Source organism: Chitinophaga filiformis, assembly GCF_023100805.1.
GTDB lineage: Bacteria > Bacteroidota > Bacteroidia > Chitinophagales > Chitinophagaceae > Chitinophaga > Chitinophaga filiformis_B.
Genome location: NZ_CP095855.1, coordinates 6,002,606 through 6,021,800 on the forward strand (window position 1 = coordinate 6,002,606; position 19,195 = coordinate 6,021,800).

Genomic DNA, 19,195 nt, shown 5'->3' on the forward strand with positions numbered 1-19,195 from the left:
TTAATGATCAACTTCTGTTATTGTCGTACAGCCAGACACGCAGCAGGGACACCAGCTGGTCTATATCCACCGGTTTGGAGATATAGTCGGAGGCTCCTGCCCTGATACATTTCTCCCTGTCGCCCAGCATCGTTTTCGCCGTTACCGCCAGTATAGGCAGGTGCCGGTATTTGGGTGATTCCCGGATGGTCCTGGTGGTTTCATATCCATCCATTTCCGGCATCATCATATCCATCAGGACAATGTCCACCTGCGGATTATTTTCCAGCTGCTGCAGCGCTTCCCGGCCATCCAGCGCTGAGATGATATGCATCTTATGCTGTTCCAGGGCCTTGGTGAGGGAAAAGATGTTGCGCACGTCATCATCTGCTATCAGCACTGTTTTTCCTTCCAGTACTTCTTTCAGCGGCGCCTGTTGTTTCCTGCCCGGTTTATTGTCGGCTCTTTCCTCCACCAGGTGCAGGAACAGGGCTACCTCGTCCAGCATACGCTGATAGGAATGCGCTGTTTTGATGACGATAGAATCCGCGTACTGGCGAATGCGGTTCTCTTCAGCGCGGGACAGGTTCTTGCCTGTAAATATGATAATAGGCAGGTTTTCCAGTCCGGGGTTGCTCTTTACCGTTTCCAGTGTCTCGTAGGCATGCTGGTCGGGTACTCCCATGTCCAGGATCACACAGTTCACATCTTTCTTCTGCAGGGCTGTTACGCTGCTGGTGATATTCCCGGTGATCTCGGTACTTACGCTGAAGTTTTCCAGGAAGTAGGCCAGTGCCTGCGCATGTTTGGGATTTTCTTCCACGATCAGCACTTTCTTCGGATTGCGGGTCAGGGCATTTTCCAGCTGCTGGAATATCCGTGGCATCTGCTCGAGGGCTAGTGGTTTGTCGATAAAGTCCACCGCGCCCCGTTGCAGGCTTTCCTTCTTTGCACCGAGGGAGGAAATGATGTGTACAGGAATTGGCCGGGTAGCGGGATTGGATTTCAGTGCTTCCATCACCTGCCAGCCGCTCTGGACCGGCAGCACGATGTCCAGCAGGATGGCCGCTGGTTTATAACGCTGCGCCATTTCGATACCATGATCGCCACGTACTGCCACAATGCCTTTATAACCACGTTTACGTGTAAAGTCGAGCAGGATACCTGCATATTTTGTATCATCTTCCACGATGAGGATCACCTTATCGCTGGCCCTGAGGTTGTTGCGGTCGTCCGGTATCTCTGCCGGTATTTCTGTTGCGATATAATCGTCTTTCTTATCTCTTGCCGCTACTGCATCTCTCCATACATCTTCTGCCTGCTGTTGGGTGGGCGGCGCCGTTTCTTCTTTTTCCGCCTGTGGATGAACGGGTATGCTTACGGTAAACTCGCTGCCTTGTCCCGGCTCGCTCTCCAGGCGGATCTCACCACCTAAGAGTTTTGCCAGCTCACGGCTGATAGACAGCCCCAGTCCTGTTCCCCCGTACTTACGGCGGGTAGACCCATCGGCCTGCTGAAAGGCTTCGAAGATGATCTGCTGTTTATCTGCCGGTATACCAATGCCTGTATCTTTTACGCTGAAGCGGATGAAAGCCGGATTTTCCGGAACGGCTGCCACCTTCAGGGTGACCACTCCCCTGGCAGTAAATTTCAGTGCGTTGGACAGGAGATTTTTGAGGATCTGTTCCAGGCGCATTTTATCTGTTTCTATCAGTGCCGGGGCTTCCGCCTGCACATCTACCTGCAGCGCCAGGTTCTTTTCCCGGGCAATCGGCGCGAACAATGCTTCCATATCAGTACAGATCTCATGCACCGGTACGTCGGCAAACTCCAGATCCATCTTGCCGGCTTCTATTTTGGACAGATCGAGAATTTCATCTATCAGGTTGAGGAGCCCTTTGCCGGAGCTCTGGATCACCTGGGCAGATTCTACCTGGTCGGGATTCAGGTTCTTGTCATTGTTTTCCGCCATCAACCTGCTAAGCAGGAGGATGGAATTTAAGGGAGTACGCAGTTCGTGCGACATATTCGCCAGGAACTCCGACTTGTATTTTGTGCTGAGCTCCAGTTCTTCCGCTTTCTTCTGTATTTCGAGGTTACGTTCCACAATGACCTGGTTGCGGTCTTCGAGTAAGCGGGAACGTTCTTCCAGTTCCTGGTTGGCCTGTTGCAGCTCTTCCTGCTGTACACGCAGTTCTTCTTCAGAGGCCTGGAGTTTATGCGCCTGGGCTTCCAGTTCGGTATTGATATTCTCCAGTTCTCCATGCTGCACCTGCAGTTCTTCCGACTGTGCCTGGGTCTCTTCCAGCAGTTCCTGCATACGGCGGCGGTTCTTTGCGGTAGTGATGGCTATACCCACGTTATGGGTGGCCGCTTCCAGGAAAGACAGCTGGCTTTGATTGTATGGTTGCAGGGAGGCCAGTTCCAGTACTCCCTTCAGATATCCTTCATACAGAACCGGTACCGCTACGATGTTGGCCGGCCGGATCTCACCTGCTGCATAGCTGACGGTGATATTTCCAGGTGTGACATCTTTTAGTAAAAGGGTTTTGCCGCTGGCAGCACATTGTCCGGCGAGGCCCTGTCCTACAGATATGACGCGGCGGTTTTCAGCAGGCAAAAAGGCGAAACTACCTGTTAATTCCAGCTGGTTGTCAGCGCCGGCCAGATAAAGTACGCCAACCTGACTGGAGGTATATTCTGCCAGGAATTCAATAATATCCCCCGCCAGGGCATTCACATCTTTTTCTCCCACCAGGCTGGTGTTCAGACCTGCCATCCCTGTCTGGTGCCATTCTTTTTCGGCCAGCTGGTTAAAGGCGGTTTCCAGGGAGGCAGCCATCCTGTTCAGGGCAAGTGAAACGCTTCCCAGCGCATCCTTCTCTTCATCATTCACGCGTATGCTATAGTCGCCCGCGGAAATATTTTCTGCAATACCCCTGATAATGTGTATACGGCGGCTTATTTCCCTGTCTTTTTTCTCCAGCGCATCCTGCAGCTGGGTGCGTTCATCATAATCACGTTTTACCCGGGCATAGAACACAGTAGTGATCATCAGGGCCAGCAAAGCGGCGATCACAATTACAATGGGCGTATAGGCGGCAACACGGTCCAGGTTCTGTGTACGGGTTGCCAGTAAAGTTTTCTCCCGGGCTTCCATCATACCTACCAATGCCCGGGCATCCTTCATGATCATTCGGCCAGCCTGCAGGGAATCGAAAGTGATGCCCTGCCCGCTTTTACGGGCATTGATAGTGCTCTGCAGCAAGGACTGGCGGCGGGCCATCAATGACGCCAGCCTGCCTATCTCCAACTGCTGCTGCGGATTGTCTTTTGTCAGTTCCCTGATGGCTTTCAGGTTAGACTGTACGCTGTCATATGCATACCTATAGGGCTCCAGGAAATCCTCATCTCCGGTCAGCAGGTATCCCCGCTGGCCGGTTTCCGCATCTTTCATGAAAGAGAGGGTACTTTCGAGCCTGTAGATCACCGCATTGGTATGATCTACCCAATAGGCGCTTTGCAGGAGATTACGGATACTGAAAAAAGAGGCCACCGAGCTCACTACGAGCAGTAACAGTGATAGTCCAAATCCAATCAGCAGATTTCTTTTGAAGGTAGCTTTCATCCTTGAATAGTTTATCAGATAGCCGGGTTGGCTGCATATGCTTTCCACAATTCGTCCAGCGTGCTCCCGGTTAGTTTCTTCCAGATCTTATCTGTGTATTTTTTGCCACGCATTGCGGCATCCAGTTTCTTCACAAAGTCTTTATTCCTGTTCTTTTCCACCCACACGAAGAAACGGGCGGTGATCCGGTAGCTTTGTGTGTAATGCTGTTTTGGTTTAAAAGCAGGTAATGCCCATTTTGCGCCTGCATTATCTACGCCAAATACGTAGCGTACATAGTCTGCAATCCCTTCTGTGACCCAACCCGGACCAGCGTCGTCGGGATAGGCCTGGACCACGTGCATGGCTTCATGTGTCACCACGTCTATGTCGCCCGGGTGAGCCCGGAACCAGGCGGGATTAAATACGATCACATCTCCGCTGGTAGCTGCAACACCTTCATAGCCAGGATCAATCACAAAGCCTACTTTCTTCGTTGCCTTTTTATTGTAGCGCGCCGCTTCCTGCGGATACACGTGAAAGAAGGCGTCTATGAGCCGTCTTCCTACAGCGGTATCAAAATCGGGCGACTTATTCGTGTATTCCAGCGTATAGCCGTCACGGGTGATCGTTTGCGGTGCATCCTGCGCGTATGTCAGGACCGGCAGCGTGCAAACAGACAGGCATAACAAGCCCATAGTTCTTTTCAGACCTTGCATTGAGTAGACCATTAATTTACGTGGTTGTTATATAAAATAATATAAATCAGGTACAAAATAATGAATCCCGCCGCTTAGTTGTCCTCTTTCTGTTCGAGCGGTAATTCTTCTGTTTGAACGCCTAAGCTGCGTATACCCGTTTCCACTGGTTTTGTCTCCGGCAAGGTCTGCTTTAGTGCCGGGCCAAGGTTGTACAATTTCCGTGCCTGTGGCATAAAACGGCTTTCGAGGGAGGCCACGGCATCGTTGTAATGGCTTACTGCCATTTTGAGACTATTGCCTACGTTGGTGAAGTGGCGTACGAGCACGTTGGTACGGTTATACAGTTCTATACCTGCGTTCCTGATCTCTTCGATATTGGCAGCCACGTGCAATTGCTGCCATACGAAACCTACGGTACGCAGTAAGGTGATGAGCGTAGTAGGTGTGGCAAATACCACCCTGTTGCGGATGCCTTCTTCAATGAGTGCAGGTTCTGCCTGCAGGGCGGCGCCGAAGGAGGATTCTATCTGCATATAGAGGATGACGTAGTCGGGCGACTGCTGCCACTGGCTCCAGTAGGCTTTTGCGCTGAGTTTCTTGAGGTGATCTTTCACGGCGGCTGCATGCTGGTTCAGCAGGAGCCTGCGTTCTTCTTCATCTTCTGTTTCAAATGCCCGCATATAAGCGCTTAGCGGCACTTTGGAGTCTACCACAATAGTCTTCCCTTCCGGCAGGCGGATGATCATGTCGGGGCGCAGCACGCCTTCCTCTCCATTCACCGATACCTGTTCGCTGAAATCGCAGTGTTCCGTCATACCGGCAAATTCCACCACACGGCGCAGGGCGATCTCTCCATAACGACCCCGGATGTGAGAAGTTTTGAGGGCGCTGACGAGGCTATGGGTTTCTTTCTGCAGTTTTTCCGTGCTTTGCTGTACACCCAGGATGAACTGGTTGATCTGTCCGTATTGCTGCTGGCGGTTACTTTCCAGTTGGCGCATGTTTTCATCGAAGCGGTGCAGTGTTTCGGACAATGGTTTAACCATGGCATCAATGGCCTGCTGTCTCTTTTCCAGGTCTCCTTTAGCATCTGTGAGCTGTGTTTCCAGGGCAGATTTCGCCAGGGCTACAAAAGAGGAATTATTATGCTTCAATGCTTCTGCCGACAGTGCATTAAAGGCATCTTTCAGTTTCTCGTTGGACTGATCAATAAATTCCTGCTGTTCCCGCAGGCGGTTTTCCATTTCTCTCAAACGGGCTTCTCCATTGCTTTCTATACGGATGCTCTCTTCCTGTAATATCTGCAGGCGGGCATTGAGTTCGTCAATAACAGACTGTTTGTCCTGTACCTCCTGCCGTAGCGTTCCGGCAGTCTGGTTCACCGCTGACAACTGTGTTTCCAGAATGGCTATGCGGGTCTTTAACTGGTGATTCCCGCTGACAACCTTTATGACCGCTGCCAGGGCGGCACAGGCGATCAGGGCGAAGATGATTACGATAAGATGGTCCATATGCGACCACAATGTTACTCCAAACAACTATAATAAAATAAAAAAAGAAGGGAATTATACCGGCAGGAATAAAAGATGGTTTTCTACATTTCGTCGACAATTATGGAGCTTCTATCCTGTTTGGGCTCCAATAGTTAAACCTGGACAAGGAAACTATATCTAAGAGCTGATAAACTTTTAAGGGTATATTAATTATGATCTTACATGAATTCCGTATGTTTGCCCGCAAATTTTTTAGCCTGAATTGCGTGGCAACATACGTAATTCATTTTTGATCATCTGTAATCGTCAAATAGTATCTATGAAAAAAGGATTATTACTGGCAGGGATATTAGCAGTTATGACAGGTACTGCAGCCAATGCACAGCGTCTGCATTACGGGTTGAAGGCAGCTTTGTCGCTTACCAAGATAACCGGAGCCGGTTTGAAAGAAAACCTTGCACCGGGATTCCAGGGAGGCGCTTTCTTTGAATTCGATCTGACTAAAGACAGGAAATGGGGTATCCAGCCGGAATTGCTTTTTACACAGACTTCCGCTAAAAAGGGGCCTGACTTCGCCAACAAGTATGTGACCTACCACAATACCGAGGGCAAGGACAAGATCTCCATCAGCGCGGCAACTATTCCGTTACTGGTACGTTACACACCGATCCCGGCCATTACACTGAACCTGGGTGCGCAGTACACTTACATGTACTTCATTGACGAGAACCTGCTGAAAGCCAACAGGGATGCGTTCAAGAAAAGCGATGTAGCCGCTGTTGCCGGTGCACAGGTGAATGTAGCCAATGTACGTTTCTTTGCCCGTTATGCTTTGGGACTGTCCAACATCAACGATATTCCTTTGCCAAAGTATGAATGGAATACTCACCAGGTAACTATCGGGATGGGCGTAGCTTTTAAATAAGCTATTCCGGCATCATTCTGATCAGATCATAAAGAGAGCGGGCCCGCACAATTGTGCGGGCCCGCTCTCTTTTATAGCTATCGCTTGTTGTTTGCTTCGGTCCCGCCTGTGCAGGCCATCGACTAAATTAATCCATCCCAGGGAGCCGTGTACCTGCCGGCAAGGGCGCTGACAATAACATCATTTTCTCCCTTCGCTCCAGAGTATATTTTAAAATACACCTATCTCCAGCCCGGCTCCAAAGCACCTTGTATTCCGGCCCTACGATCCTAGAGCTTGTAAAAATGCCAGCTGGCTTTGAAGTCTTTCCCGATCAGTTTATTGGTCAGGATCACTCTTACCATTTCCACCGGCAGGGCGTTTTCTTTCATTACGGCATCATGGTACTGCTGGTAAGTCATTTTTCCGCTGTCTACGAGCTCTTTTTTCAGCGCCATGAACTGCAGACCTCCAATCATATAAGCCACCTGGTATAAGGGGCTGTAATCGCCTTTAAATGAGCGGCGTACCTCACCGGCTGCATTCGCCCTTTCATGCCCAACCCTGTCTACCAGGAAGTCGATACATTGCTGGGGCGTCCATTTGCCCAGGTGATAATTCAGCGAAAAGATGATCCGCGCACAGCGGTGCATCCGCCAGAACAGCATACCGATACGGTCTTCGGGCGACTGCGGGAACTTCAGGTCCCATAGCAGCATTTCCCAGTACAGCGACCATCCTTCTATCCAGAAAGGCGTCCAGAAATTACGGTAGGTGCGGTAGCGGTTGCCCATATATTCTTCCAGCGCATGGCCGGCAAACAGTTCATGGTGTACGGTGGCTCTTGAAAAGTGAGGGTTATTGCCCCGCATGCTCATCAGTTTATCGCCTTCCTCCATATCGTTGGTGGGATAGGAAATACTCAGCTCTTCTCCTCCTGTAAAGAAGGGATTGACCAGCTGCCGTTCGGGCGTCATCATGATCATCCGCCAGGTCTCTTCTGCCAGGGGCGGGATCGTGATCAGGTTTTTCGTTTTCAGGAAAGCCATGGACTCGTCGTAGATCTTCATGATCGCGTCCGGCTGTTCGCCTGCGGGCACATAAGTGTTCTTTACTTTTTCCAGGGCTTTATGCCAGTCTTTGCCGAAGCCCATTTCTTCACTGGCCTTCAGCATTTCTGCATCGCAGAAGGCGAATTCCTTATTGGCGATCTCTATCAGTTCTTCGGGCGAATACGGGATCAGTTCATTCTGCAGTTGTCTTACCAGTTCCTCCCTACCTATCGGGGAGCCTACTATGCCACTGCCGTCATCTTTTCCGCCGGGCAGTGTTTTGATCTTCTGCTGCCATACATTGCCATATGCTTTGAGCACACTATCCAGTTGTTTATAAGGGGCGGGAACCCACCAGGTGAACTGCGGGTCGTACCCGTTGTAGAAGTCGTAGACGCTGTGGACCGCTTCCTGCAATCCACGGGTAATACCGGCGCCTCTGCGCAGGAGGTACATATCGATGCCGGTAGCGGTATTCAGTTGTTTTGCTTTTTCCTGCAGCGCCAGCGACATATCCCGGAAGGTAGCTGCCAGGGCCTGTGCGTCCTGTTTTGTACCTCTCCTTCTCAGCTTTTCCGACGCGTATATTTTGTCGGCGAGGGGGAACCAGGAAGACAACTGTTTATATTGTCCGGCCTGTTCATCCAGGCTGCGAACTTCCTCCTGTAGCTTCGTCCGGAACAGGACATAGTCCACCCGTTCTTCCACACCTAATTTATCAAAATTGAAAGCATTCAGCTGCTGCAGGTAATCTGTATTGAATGTTTTCAGTCTTTCGGTCCTTTCCGGCGAATTATCGATCTGGTAGAACCGCATCAGGCTTCCTTTGTCGGCTTCGTAGTGCGACAACAGTACTGAAATGTCTTTCTCCTGTGCAACGGCGATACCGGCGCTCATGCACCATCCTGTTGCCAGGCAGTAAATAAGTTTCTTCATAAGTACGTTTAACTGAATCTTTCTACTTTAAAAGGCGTGATATCCATAGAAGGCTGAACGTGCGCTACCAGTTCGCTGACCAGCTTACCTGTGGCAGCGCCCAGGCTGATTCCCAGCATGGAGTGCCCGGTGGCTACGGTCACATTCGGGTAACGTTCCATAGTCCCTATATGCGGCAGCCCGTCTGCACTGCAGGGGCGGTAACCATACCATACTTTGTCCGGTGAGGGTAAGGGAATATCGTATGCCGGAAAATACCTTTTTACGGAAGCCAGTATACCTTCCACTCTTTGCATGCGCGGCGGGGCGTTCAGCCCGGTGATCTCCATGGTACCGCCAAAACGGATCTTGTTGCCGTTCATGGGCGAGATAGCCACCCTGGCTTCACTCAGGATCACGGAATGCCTCACTTTGTAGGGAGCGTCTTCGAAAGTAACAGAATAGCCCCTGCCTCCTACCATTGGGATGTTCAATCGCAACTGGCGGGCCAGATCGCGGCTCCATACGCCCGCGGCCACCACGACATGGTCGGCGGTATGAAAACCGGTGGTTGTTTTAACGCCCTGGACTTTATTTCCCTCGGTGATAAAGGCCGTCACTTCCTGGTTGCCCGCAAACCGTACACCATGCTGTTGCAGGTATTTAATCAGGTTTTGCATGAGCTGATTAGGATACAGTTGGGCATCGCCGGGGAAGTATATGGCACCTAATGCATTGATCTGTGTATCCGGCTCCATTTGTTGTAAAGTCTGCCGGTCTATGAGCCGGGCGTCTATTCCCAGGGCAAGGGCATCTTTTGTAGTCTGTTCCGCATGATGTGCGTTCTCTTCTGTATTGAACAGTTCCAGCATGCCCTGCGGATCGTAGGAGAAATCCATTCCGGGGATGCGGCTCCACTCTTCGTACAGCTGTTTACTCAGCAGGGCGATATCTCTCAGCGGCACGGCTGAGCGCTCCACGTGCGCCTTGGTAGCGCTTTTCATGAACTGCCATCCCCAGCTGATCATACTGCTGTTGAGGCTGGGTTTGATGTAGAACGGGCTTTTCGGGTCCATCATCCATTTCAGTCCCTGCCGGACGATGCCGGGTGTAGCCAGCGGGACAAAGTGGCTGGGGCAGATATAACCTGCATTACCATAAGAGCAGCCCTGCTGCATATCTGTCCTGTCTATTACTGTTACGGTATATCCTGCCTGCTGCAGATAAAAAGCGCTGCTTAAGCCAATAATACCTCCGCCTATAATGATTACTTCCATATCCTTGTTTAAATCACCTGTAGTCCATACGCATACGGATCGTCTTCAGGGTCTATTGTGATCGTATTATATCCGTATATCCTTGCCCATCCTTCGATGCCCGGACGTATGGCAGGCACGCCCGCCACGGTGGTCTCTTCTTCTATTGTACCAATAAAACGGGACCCTATGATGCTTTCGTGAATGAAGGAATCGCCTTTTTTCAGTTTCCCTTTGGCATACCACTGGGCCATCCTGGCGGAGGTACCGGTGCCGCAGGGAGAGCGGTCGATCGCTTTATCGCCGTAAAACACGGCATTACGGGCAGTAGAGGTGTTATCCATAACAGCCCCTGTCCACAGTACATGTGAACATCCGTTGATATGCGGATTGTCGGGATGTACGAAAGTGTGTTTCTCATTGATGCGCTTGCGCAATTCCCTTGCCCAACCGATCAGCTGGGAGGCGGTGTAATGTTCGAGGCCGGGGAAGTTCTCCTGGACATCTACAATAGCATAGTAGTTTCCGCCGTAGGAAACATCCACTTTCAGCGGGCCCAGGTCAGGGCATTCCACCACCAGATCGGTAGCAGCGAGGTAGGACGCCACGTTGGTGAGCTTCACGCTCTTTACCTTGCGGCCTTCCTGTTTATATTCGATCAGCACCAGTCCGGCGGGTGCTTCCATCCGTACGATACCGGGTGTTTTAGGCGTGATCAGTCCTTCTTCAATTGCGATAGTGATGGTACCGATAGTGCCATGGCCACACATGGGCAGACAGCCGCTGGTTTCGATGAACAGAACGCCCACGTCGTTGGCCGGATCGTGTGGCGGGTACAGGATACTGCCGCTCATCATATCATGGCCTCTGGGTTCAAACATCAGTCCTGTTCTGATCCAGTCATATTCCTTCAGGAAATGGTTCCTTTTTTCGCTCATGTTGTTGCCCTGCAGTACGGGTCCGCCACCGGCTACCAGCCTGACAGGGTTTCCGCAGGTGTGTGCATCTATGCAAAAGAATGTTTTCTTCACGTTTCCTTATTCTGTTTTAAAAGACATTGGTTGATCTACTCTTTCAAAAATACCGGTTGAGGACGAACAGGATATTGCAGCTTTTGACCAATGGTATGCAGAAATTAACATAAATAAGGGAGATATTCCTGCAAAGGGTAAAAAATGAGCAATTCCGGGCAAAGTCAGCTACCCGGCTCTGCCTTTTTAACTGAAAATCAATATGTATTGATTATATAATTAAATTGCAGTATAGTTCCATGTCATATGAATGAAAACGCTGCCCCAAAAAATGAGAAGGCACGGCTACGAGCGCTCAAGGAATACGGGCTGCTTCAGTTGACTCCGCAATCGGCCCTCGATCAGTTCACAGAACTGGCAACCCTCAGTTGTCATTTCCCTTACGCTGTTATAGCAATTGCCGGAGCTGAAAAGCAGCTGATCATTTCGTCCACTACTATACCAGGCGTACAGGAAACCGCCACTGACTGGGGCTTTATGCAGCAGATTATGGAAGCGCAGGCCTTTACGGCGGTTGAAAATACACTGGCAGAACCTGCATTTTCTGAAAATAAGGCAGTAAAAGAAGCCCCACATATCCGCGCCTTTGCGGGCTATCCGCTGATTGACAACCGGGGCTACGTTTTAGGTGCATTTTACATGATGCATCATAAGCCGGATAAACTCAGCAGTAAAGAAGAAAAGGCTTTGGGCATCATTACACGGCAGGCAGTAGACGCCATTCAGACAGAGCGGCAGAAGGAAGAAACCCGGTACTATGGGAAACTGTTCAATCTGTCGGAAGGGCTGGTATGTGTCGGCTCTTACTCCGGCAAACTGAGAAGGATCAACAAAGCATTCACCTCCCTGCTGGGCTGGGAGGAACATGAGCTGACGACTGTTTCCGTGCTTGAGCTGGTACATCCTGACGATGTGGAAAACACCAGCCGGGAGCTGGAACGTCTCCAGTCGGGCCATTCCACCGTTAACTTTTCTATCCGCTTCCGGACGAAGGATGGCGATTATAAATACATTCAATGGATAGCCACCCCGGAGCCGCATACCGGCAATATCTTCGCCATCGGCAGGGACATTACACGTGAAAAAGTCAAAGAGCAGGAACTGGTAGATAGTGAGAATGATGCCAGGACATTCTTTGAGAATTCGCTGGGTATGATGTGTAAACATGACCTGCAGGGGAACCTGACATCTGTGAACAAGGCCAGCGCCGACAGTGTGGGCTATACTATCCAGGAACTCATGAGCATGAGTTTGTACCAGATCATTCCGCCCGAATATCACAGCGATCTTGACCAATACCTGGCCAAGATCCGGATGAAAGGCAAGGTGACCGGTTTAATGCATACGCAGCATAAGAATGGTAATATCCGCATCTGGCTGTTCAATAATACCCTGGTGACGGACGTGAAGGGCAATACCTATGTGGTGGGCAATGCAGTTGATATTACCGAAAGGCACGAGCTGGAGATAGACCTCAAGCGTACCAAGGAAATGCTGGAACGTACCAACCAGGTAGCGCGTATAGGCGGATGGGAATTTGACCTCGTGAAACAGGAGGTTTTCTGGTCGACCGTAACCTGTGAGCTTCATGAAGTAGGTCCGGACTTTAAGCCGACTGTGGACAATACCATGATCTTTTACGCCGGGGAATACCGGCAGCAGCTTGATGCGGTGATCGATCATGCTATGCGTACCGGTACGCCCTGGCAGCTGGAGTTACAGATCACGACAGCCAAAGGGCGCAAGCTCTGGATCCGCTCCATAGGCCATGCCGCCTTTGAAAATGGCGTCTGTACAAGGTTGTTCGGCACCGTCCAGGATATCAATGAAAGGAAGAAGGCCACGGTGGCCATTCAGCAATCCCGGAAGCTGCTGGAAGATGTGTTACAGTCTGCTTCTGAGGTCAGTATTATTGCCACGGATCATAAGGGGATCATCACCCTTTTCAACAAAGGAGCGGAAAAACTACTGGGATATAGCGCTGCGGAGCTTACGGGGAAATATTCCTGGGAATTGCTCCACTCGCCCGGGGAAGTAGCCGCCAGGGGAAGAGAATTGTCGGAGCAATACAAGACACCTATAGAAGGCTTCCGTGTGTTTGCCCATATACCTGAACTGGAAGGCTCTGAAGGGCGGGAATGGACCTATGTAAGAAAGGACGGGACCACCACAATTGTCTCCATGGTGGTAACGCCTATACGAGATAATACGGTCATTACCGGCTACCTGGGTATCGCCACAGATATTTCCAAGCGTAAGAAGGCCGAAAAGGAGCTGAAAGAGGCCAAATTACAGGCAGAGCATGCCAGTAAGGCCAAGTCGGAATTCCTGGCCAATATGAGCCACGAAATACGCACGCCGCTGAATGGTGTGATCGGGTTCACAGACCTGCTGATGAAGACTGCGCTGAACGAAACGCAGCAACAGTATGTGTCTATCGTCAACCAGTCGGGCAATTCCCTGTTGAGCATCATCAACGACATCCTTGATTTCTCGAAGATTGAAGCCGGAAAGATAGAGCTGGACATCAGCAAGTGCGACCTGCTCGAGTTCAGCAGCCAGGCCAGTGACATCCTGAGTTTCCAGGCGCAGCAGAAAGGGATTGAAATGTTGCTGAACGTATCTACAGACCTTCCCCGTTTTATGTGGGCAGATGTGGTACGGCTCAAGCAGATCCTTCTCAACCTGCTCAGCAATGCGGTAAAATTCACCGACCAGGGAGAAATAGAGCTGGAGATCAGGCCCGTGGGACATCCTAAGGAAGGGTTAACCACTATCCGTTTCCAGGTGAGGGATACAGGTATTGGTATCCATAAGAGCAAACAGCAGAAGATATTCGAGGCATTCTTACAGGAAGATATTTCCACGACTAAAAGATATGGCGGCACCGGTCTGGGACTGAGCATTTCCAACAAGTTGCTGGCGCTCATGGGCAGCCAGTTGCAACTGGAAAGTGCTCCCGGGAAAGGCAGTACGTTCTTTTTCGAAATAACGGTAAAAACAGAAGACGGCGCTCCCATTGCATGGGAAAATATCGACCTTGTCAAAAATGTGCTGATCGTTGACGATAATGAGCATAACCGGACCATCCTGAAAAAGATGTTGCAGATGAGGGGCATTAACTCTGATGAGGCTTCCAACGGCATTGAGGCTTTCCAGTTCCTGATGACGAAGCAGCAGTATGATGTGATCATGATGGATTACCATATGCCATTCATGGACGGACTGGAAACCATCAGGAAGATCAGGACAAACTTCGAAGAGCTGGAGAAGGAACCCGCCATCATCTTACTGCATAGTTCTGCAGATGATGAGAAGATCATCAGGGCATGTGAGGAGCTGCACGTCAACCAGCGCCTGTTAAAACCTATTAAGATACAGGAAATGTACCATGCCCTATCCCATTTGTTCATCAAAGACACCGCTGAGACAAAGAAGACTGAAAGCCGGGAGCACAGGAAGATCAAAGCCAATATCAACATCCTGATCGCGGAAGATAACCCGATCAACATGCTGCTGGCCAGTACTATTATCCGGAAGATCGCCCCTGCGGCGCACATTGCAGAGGCAAAGAATGGTAAGGAAGCATTGGAAAGCTGCAGGCAGCAATTGCCCGATATCATCTTCATGGACATCCAGATGCCTATTGTCAATGGCTATGAAGCCACCCGGATGATCAGGGAGATCAGTCCGCATATTCACATTCCTATTATAGCGCTGACGGCGGGAAATGTGAAGGGAGAAAAAGAAAAGTGTATAGCAGCCGGTATGGACGATTTTGTGACCAAGCCCTTTGTGGAAAGTAACCTGATCGCTGTATTTGAGAAATGGCTGACGTGGAAGTCAGTCAATGCTTAGGCATTCCAAAAGATCAGTAGTGCAATGCCCTGCACGCTTCTTCCAGGACCCCAATGATAAGCTGTGGCGGATTCCCCCATTTTTTTATACCCGTATCTTTCAGCAAAGGGTATGCAGAGCTGGCGCCGCCTATGTCGCCGGTGGTCAGCCCTATGACAATGGTAGGTATGCGAGTATGGCGGATGACGTAAGCGCACATGATACAGGGCTCGTGGGTGGTGTACATGATGCAATCTGATAGGTCCCGGGTATCCGGCAAGGCTGTCGCTTCCCGGATGGCTTCTATTTCGGCGTGATAAGTGATGTCTTTATGTGTTTTACCTCCTTCGATGCCACGGGCGATGATCTCGCCATTGCGGACGAGAATGGAGCCTACGGGACTATCGCCTCGTTGTTTGGCGATTTGGGCGAGCGAGAGGCATTCGCGCATGAAATATTCATTATCCATTATTACATCAATTTTGCAGGCATGGTCTGGTATTCGAAAGTTAATATTACGACAAAAATGTCTGGCTCATCCTTGCGTATCTAAATCCTTTGTATATTTAATGGATATTTTTTTAGTTTAACCCGAACCCGAAATCTATGAAAAGATTATGTTCCCCTTTTTCCCGGCTACTTACTGCCGTTTGTAGCGTTGTATTATTTTCAGCCTGTAGTCATGATGACAATTATCCGTACATTACGGTGACCTCAATTTACCCGGAAGCCGCAGGTGGCGGCGATACCGTTAAAATTTACGGAACGAATTTCCCAATCATGAAATCAGGCCACCAGGTATCTGTATCCCTGAATGGCGAAAAGGTAAAGGTCCTCTCATCCAGCCGGGATAGCCTATCGGTTGTTATACCTGTGATGGCAGGCTCCGGCGAGTTGACCGTACAGGTAGATAATCATGCTTATTCAAAGCCCTTCACCTACAATTATGTGGCAACAGTCACGACTATAGCAGGATCGGGCGTTGATGGCAGAGACGACGGCGTTGGCGCAGCGGCCAGCTTTAATTGTCCCTGGGGACTTGCGGTGGACAACAGCGATGGCACGCTGTATGTCGCCGATTGCTACAACAGGTTGGTACGTAAGGTAAAAATACCCGGCAATACGGTATCCACCATTCCTATTTCTTACGATGTAGAATTTTATTCTCCCCGTAACATCACGCTGGATCAGCATTCAAAGCAGCTGTATCTGACAGACTTCAATACGCATGTAATGCGTATTGAGCCGGATGGCAGGAACGTACCGATATACCAGGGCGCAATGCCTTTGGCTGGTATCGCATTCGGGCCGGATCATAACCTGTATGTAGCTAATACCAACTACGGGTTTATCCTGCGAATGGATACTTCAGGGCATCATGACACGACCTTCGCCTCCGGCCTCACTACGCCTCAAAACATCGTTTTTGATGCAGCCGGTACCATGTGGGTGAGTGCTTACCCGCATGTCAAGATCACACCAGATGGCCAGGTGACTCCTTTACCGCTGGATCCCGGCTTTGGCGGCTGGGAGATTGCGCTTGATCGCCGGGGAAATCTCTATCAGGCGGACCACTTCAATAATAACCTTAGCCTGATTGAAAAATCGACAGGAAGAAAGGTGGTTATTGCAGGCAGCGGTAATGCCGAAGATGTAGATGGAGTGGGGTTAAATGCTTCATTTAACGGTCCCCAGGGACTGGTGACAGACAGACATGGCAACTTGTATATAAGCACGTATAACTACGATACACGCGGTGGGAACAAGATCCGGAAGGTTGTAGTGCGATAAGGTTTTAAAAACGGTATAATGGAATGCCCCCGGGAAGTGGTTTACTTTCCGGGGGCATTTTTATTATGGAAAAGAAAATTTTGTTTTGCCATCAGCGATTATTCTGTGAGGTATAAATTTACGATAATCCATTGGCAGTGATCATCTTAGCAGATGAAGATCTTCCTCAGGCATGGAGTGGTAATGTGAATAATCAGCCACCATTTTATTGAGGAAATAACTCCTGGTCTTACGATTTAATCAATCAGGAACGGGATGGTATAATGCCCGCCTGCAGTTTCAGGACTGGAGAAAGCGTACCCGTAAAAACAAACGAATAAAATCACACCGGTAAGGAAGTGTATTAAGCCAATGGTTAATAAATACAAGAACAACTTAGGTCTCCTTCTCCTGAAGAAAAAGCAGGATGCCAAATAAATTAATGAACAGAATATGAGCGTCATCGCGAAGAAATCGTAGTAGAATGTTATTTCATCCATAGGTGAATAGGCCCAGAGAGCTGCTATAAAGATGGGGGCAAAAAATAGCGTTGCTATGTCAAAAAATCGCTTCATGCTTCCGAATAAATATAAAGATATATTATTATTTATCGTCGATGTATAAATACACCGAAAAACATTCCTGTTTCACTCGTGTATTATAAAATCCTTACTTTTTTACTTAAATTTAAGCCAGGGGGAAATCATTATTGTTTAGTGTTGAACGAATTTACACATACCGACGCCGACCAGGAACTGCTCAGTCTTATTAAAACAGGGTCAGAAACAGCATTCCAGCAATTGTTTCAGCGACATTGGGAAAAACTGTACGTGGCAGCCAGTAAGAAACTGGGCGACCAGGAACTGGCACAGGAACTTGTGCATGATCTGTTCCTCGACCTCTGGAGGCGCCGGGAAGAACTGTCTATACTGAATCTGCCCGCTTACCTGGGCAAAGCGCTCCAATATCGCATCATTAATAAACTGATCTCCAAAAAGGATAAGTTCTTCTTTGAGCTGCTTGAGAACACGGAAGAATCGCTTTACAAAGCCGATCAGGCGCTGCTGGAAAAAGACCTTACCTCCCTCATCATTTCATGGGCAGAGATATTGCCCGAAAGGCGACGCCAGATATTTATTCAATATTACCTGCACCACCTCACCACACAGGAAATAGCCGAAAACCTGCAGATCTCGCAAAAAACCGTACAAAACCAGCTCAGTATCTCTGTACAGGACCTCAGAGCTCATTTCGGACATTTACTCGCCCTGCTCATCCTCCTGGATGAAACTTTATAGGCGGAATCAAAATTTTTTTAAAAAAAGTGCCCCGCGGACGGGAAAGCGGTCCCTTTTTCCTGACTATAGTATTAAAGCCACCTGTTATGTACGATTCCGGCAAGGACCAAAGTCACTTTTTCAAACTGCTCGCCAGGTATAACGAAGGGAAAGCATCCCCGGAGGAAACGGCGTTTGTGGAACGTTACCTGGAACTGCTGGACTACCGGGACAAGGACATACTGAAAGATTTTGAGCAACAAAAAGAGCTGATCGGCGCAAAGCTGGAGCAACAGCTTTTGCAGAGCATCCGGCAGGAACCAGTGGTACGGCGTATTTCTCCTATACGCCGGTGGGTGCCTGCAGCGGCAGCGGTATTATTATTACTGGGCAGCGCGTATTATCTGCTACGTCAGCCACATACACCTCAACAACAACAGTTAGCGCAGCATACAGATATTCTGCCGGGTAAAACAGGCGCCATCCTTACCCTGGCCGATGGCAGTGAAATTGTGCTGGACAGTGCCAGGAACGGCGTCATCGCAATGCAGGGTAGCACAGCTGTTCAACTGAAGAATGGGACTGTATCTTATGATAACACAGGGAGCGGCAGCAAAACAAGACCGCTGGCTTATAACACGATCAGCACGCCGAAAGGACGACAGTACCAGCTGGTATTGCCTGATGGCTCAAAAGTATGGATGAATGCTGCCAGCAGCCTTACCTACCCCACTGCTTTCAGCGGCAGGGAAAGAACGGTACGTGTAACAGGCGAGGCTTACTTTGAAGTGGCAGCCAGTGCCAGCCAACCATTTAAAGTGATTGTCAATGATGCTACCAGCATCGATGTGTTAGGAACCAATTTCAATATCAACGCTTACAATGATGAACCGGGTATTAACACCACACTGTTACAGGGAGCGGTAAGAGTAACTTATCGTCACACATCACAGCTGCTTAAACCAGGACAGGCAGCACGGATCAGTCAGCAGATCCATCTTGTGCCTGATGCAGACGTCAACAGCGCAATAGCCTGGAAAGACGGCATATTTGCCTTTAACGATGCGGATCTGCCGGCGGTGATGCGGCAACTGGCCCGCTGGTACAATATAGAAGTGAGTTATGAAGGTAAAACACCGGATGCCACTTTTACGGGGGAAATAGATAAGACCCTCACTTTATCGCAGGTGCTCGAGGGATTGTCAACTACAAGAATCAACTATAAAATCGAGGGGAACAGATTAATTATCCGGCAGTAAAAAGAACCAAAATCGCATGAACTAAATGAAAAAACCGGGCGCAAAGATTGGCGTCCTACCCCCGGTTTTCGTTTAAGTCTGGCTTATTACTAAACATTAAACGTTGCAAATGTA

Annotated in this window: 12 protein-coding genes; 5 read left to right on the plus strand and 7 right to left on the minus strand. The window is 49.6% G+C overall.

From position 1 onward, the window contains the following. Positions 1 to 7: 7 nt before the first annotated feature. The 3 genes from MYF79_RS23260 to rmuC all read right to left on the minus strand — a co-directional run bounded on the left by MYF79_RS23260 (position 8) and on the right by rmuC (position 5,798). Entirely contained in the window at positions 8 to 3,607 is a 3,600-nt protein-coding gene (locus tag MYF79_RS23260) for a response regulator (protein WP_247810216.1), read from the minus strand. Positions 3,608 to 3,621: 14 nt separating this feature from the next. Then, positions 3,622 to 4,305: a basic secretory family protein gene (locus MYF79_RS23265; protein WP_247810217.1), complete on the minus strand. Its 684-nt coding sequence runs from the start codon at positions 4,303 to 4,305 to the stop codon at positions 3,622 to 3,624. 74 nt (positions 4,306 to 4,379) lie between these two features. Then, complete coding sequence (gene rmuC / locus MYF79_RS23270) at positions 4,380 to 5,798, minus strand: DNA recombination protein RmuC (RefSeq protein WP_247810218.1); 1,419 nt, start codon at positions 5,796 to 5,798, stop codon at positions 4,380 to 4,382. A gap of 301 nt (positions 5,799 to 6,099) precedes the next feature. Here rmuC and MYF79_RS23275 point away from each other — a divergent pair, with 301 nt between their 5' ends. Beyond that, entirely contained in the window at positions 6,100 to 6,705 is a 606-nt protein-coding gene (locus MYF79_RS23275; RefSeq protein WP_247810219.1) for a porin family protein, read from the plus strand. A 269-nt stretch (positions 6,706 to 6,974) separates the two neighbouring features. Here MYF79_RS23275 and MYF79_RS23280 read toward each other — a convergent pair whose 3' ends face one another. From MYF79_RS23280 to MYF79_RS23290, 3 genes are read right to left on the minus strand one after another with little or no spacing between them, the layout of a single operon-like run. Beyond that, complete coding sequence (locus MYF79_RS23280; RefSeq protein ID WP_247810220.1) at positions 6,975 to 8,672, minus strand: DUF885 family protein; 1,698 nt, start codon at positions 8,670 to 8,672, stop codon at positions 6,975 to 6,977. An 8-nt stretch (positions 8,673 to 8,680) separates the two neighbouring features. Further along, positions 8,681 to 9,928: an NAD(P)/FAD-dependent oxidoreductase gene (locus MYF79_RS23285; protein WP_247810221.1), complete on the minus strand. Its 1,248-nt coding sequence runs from the start codon at positions 9,926 to 9,928 to the stop codon at positions 8,681 to 8,683. An 8-nt stretch (positions 9,929 to 9,936) separates the two neighbouring features. Further along, entirely contained in the window at positions 9,937 to 10,938 is a 1,002-nt protein-coding gene (locus MYF79_RS23290; RefSeq protein ID WP_247810222.1) for a 4-hydroxyproline epimerase, read from the minus strand. A 246-nt stretch (positions 10,939 to 11,184) separates the two neighbouring features. Here MYF79_RS23290 and MYF79_RS23295 point away from each other — a divergent pair, with 246 nt between their 5' ends. Then, positions 11,185 to 14,796, plus strand: coding sequence for a PAS domain S-box protein (locus MYF79_RS23295; protein ID WP_247810223.1), 3,612 nt, complete (start codon positions 11,185 to 11,187; stop codon positions 14,794 to 14,796). Positions 14,797 to 14,809: 13 nt separating this feature from the next. Here MYF79_RS23295 and MYF79_RS23300 read toward each other — a convergent pair whose 3' ends face one another. Beyond that, positions 14,810 to 15,244: a nucleoside deaminase gene (locus tag MYF79_RS23300; protein ID WP_247810224.1), complete on the minus strand. Its 435-nt coding sequence runs from the start codon at positions 15,242 to 15,244 to the stop codon at positions 14,810 to 14,812. 137 nt (positions 15,245 to 15,381) lie between these two features. Between MYF79_RS23300 and MYF79_RS23305 the strand changes: the two genes are divergently transcribed. The 3 genes from MYF79_RS23305 (at position 15,382) to MYF79_RS23315 (ending at position 19,081) form a co-directional block, all read left to right on the plus strand. After that, positions 15,382 to 16,566, plus strand: coding sequence for an IPT/TIG domain-containing protein (locus MYF79_RS23305; protein ID WP_247810225.1), 1,185 nt, complete (start codon positions 15,382 to 15,384; stop codon positions 16,564 to 16,566). A 695-nt stretch (positions 16,567 to 17,261) separates the two neighbouring features. After that, a complete protein-coding gene (locus MYF79_RS23310; protein ID WP_247810226.1) occupies positions 17,262 to 17,843 on the plus strand; it encodes a sigma-70 family RNA polymerase sigma factor in 582 nt (193 codons plus the stop codon). Between the two features lie 86 nt (positions 17,844 to 17,929). After that, entirely contained in the window at positions 17,930 to 19,081 is a 1,152-nt protein-coding gene (locus tag MYF79_RS23315) for a FecR family protein (RefSeq protein WP_247810227.1), read from the plus strand. Positions 19,082 to 19,195 lie beyond the last annotated feature (114 nt).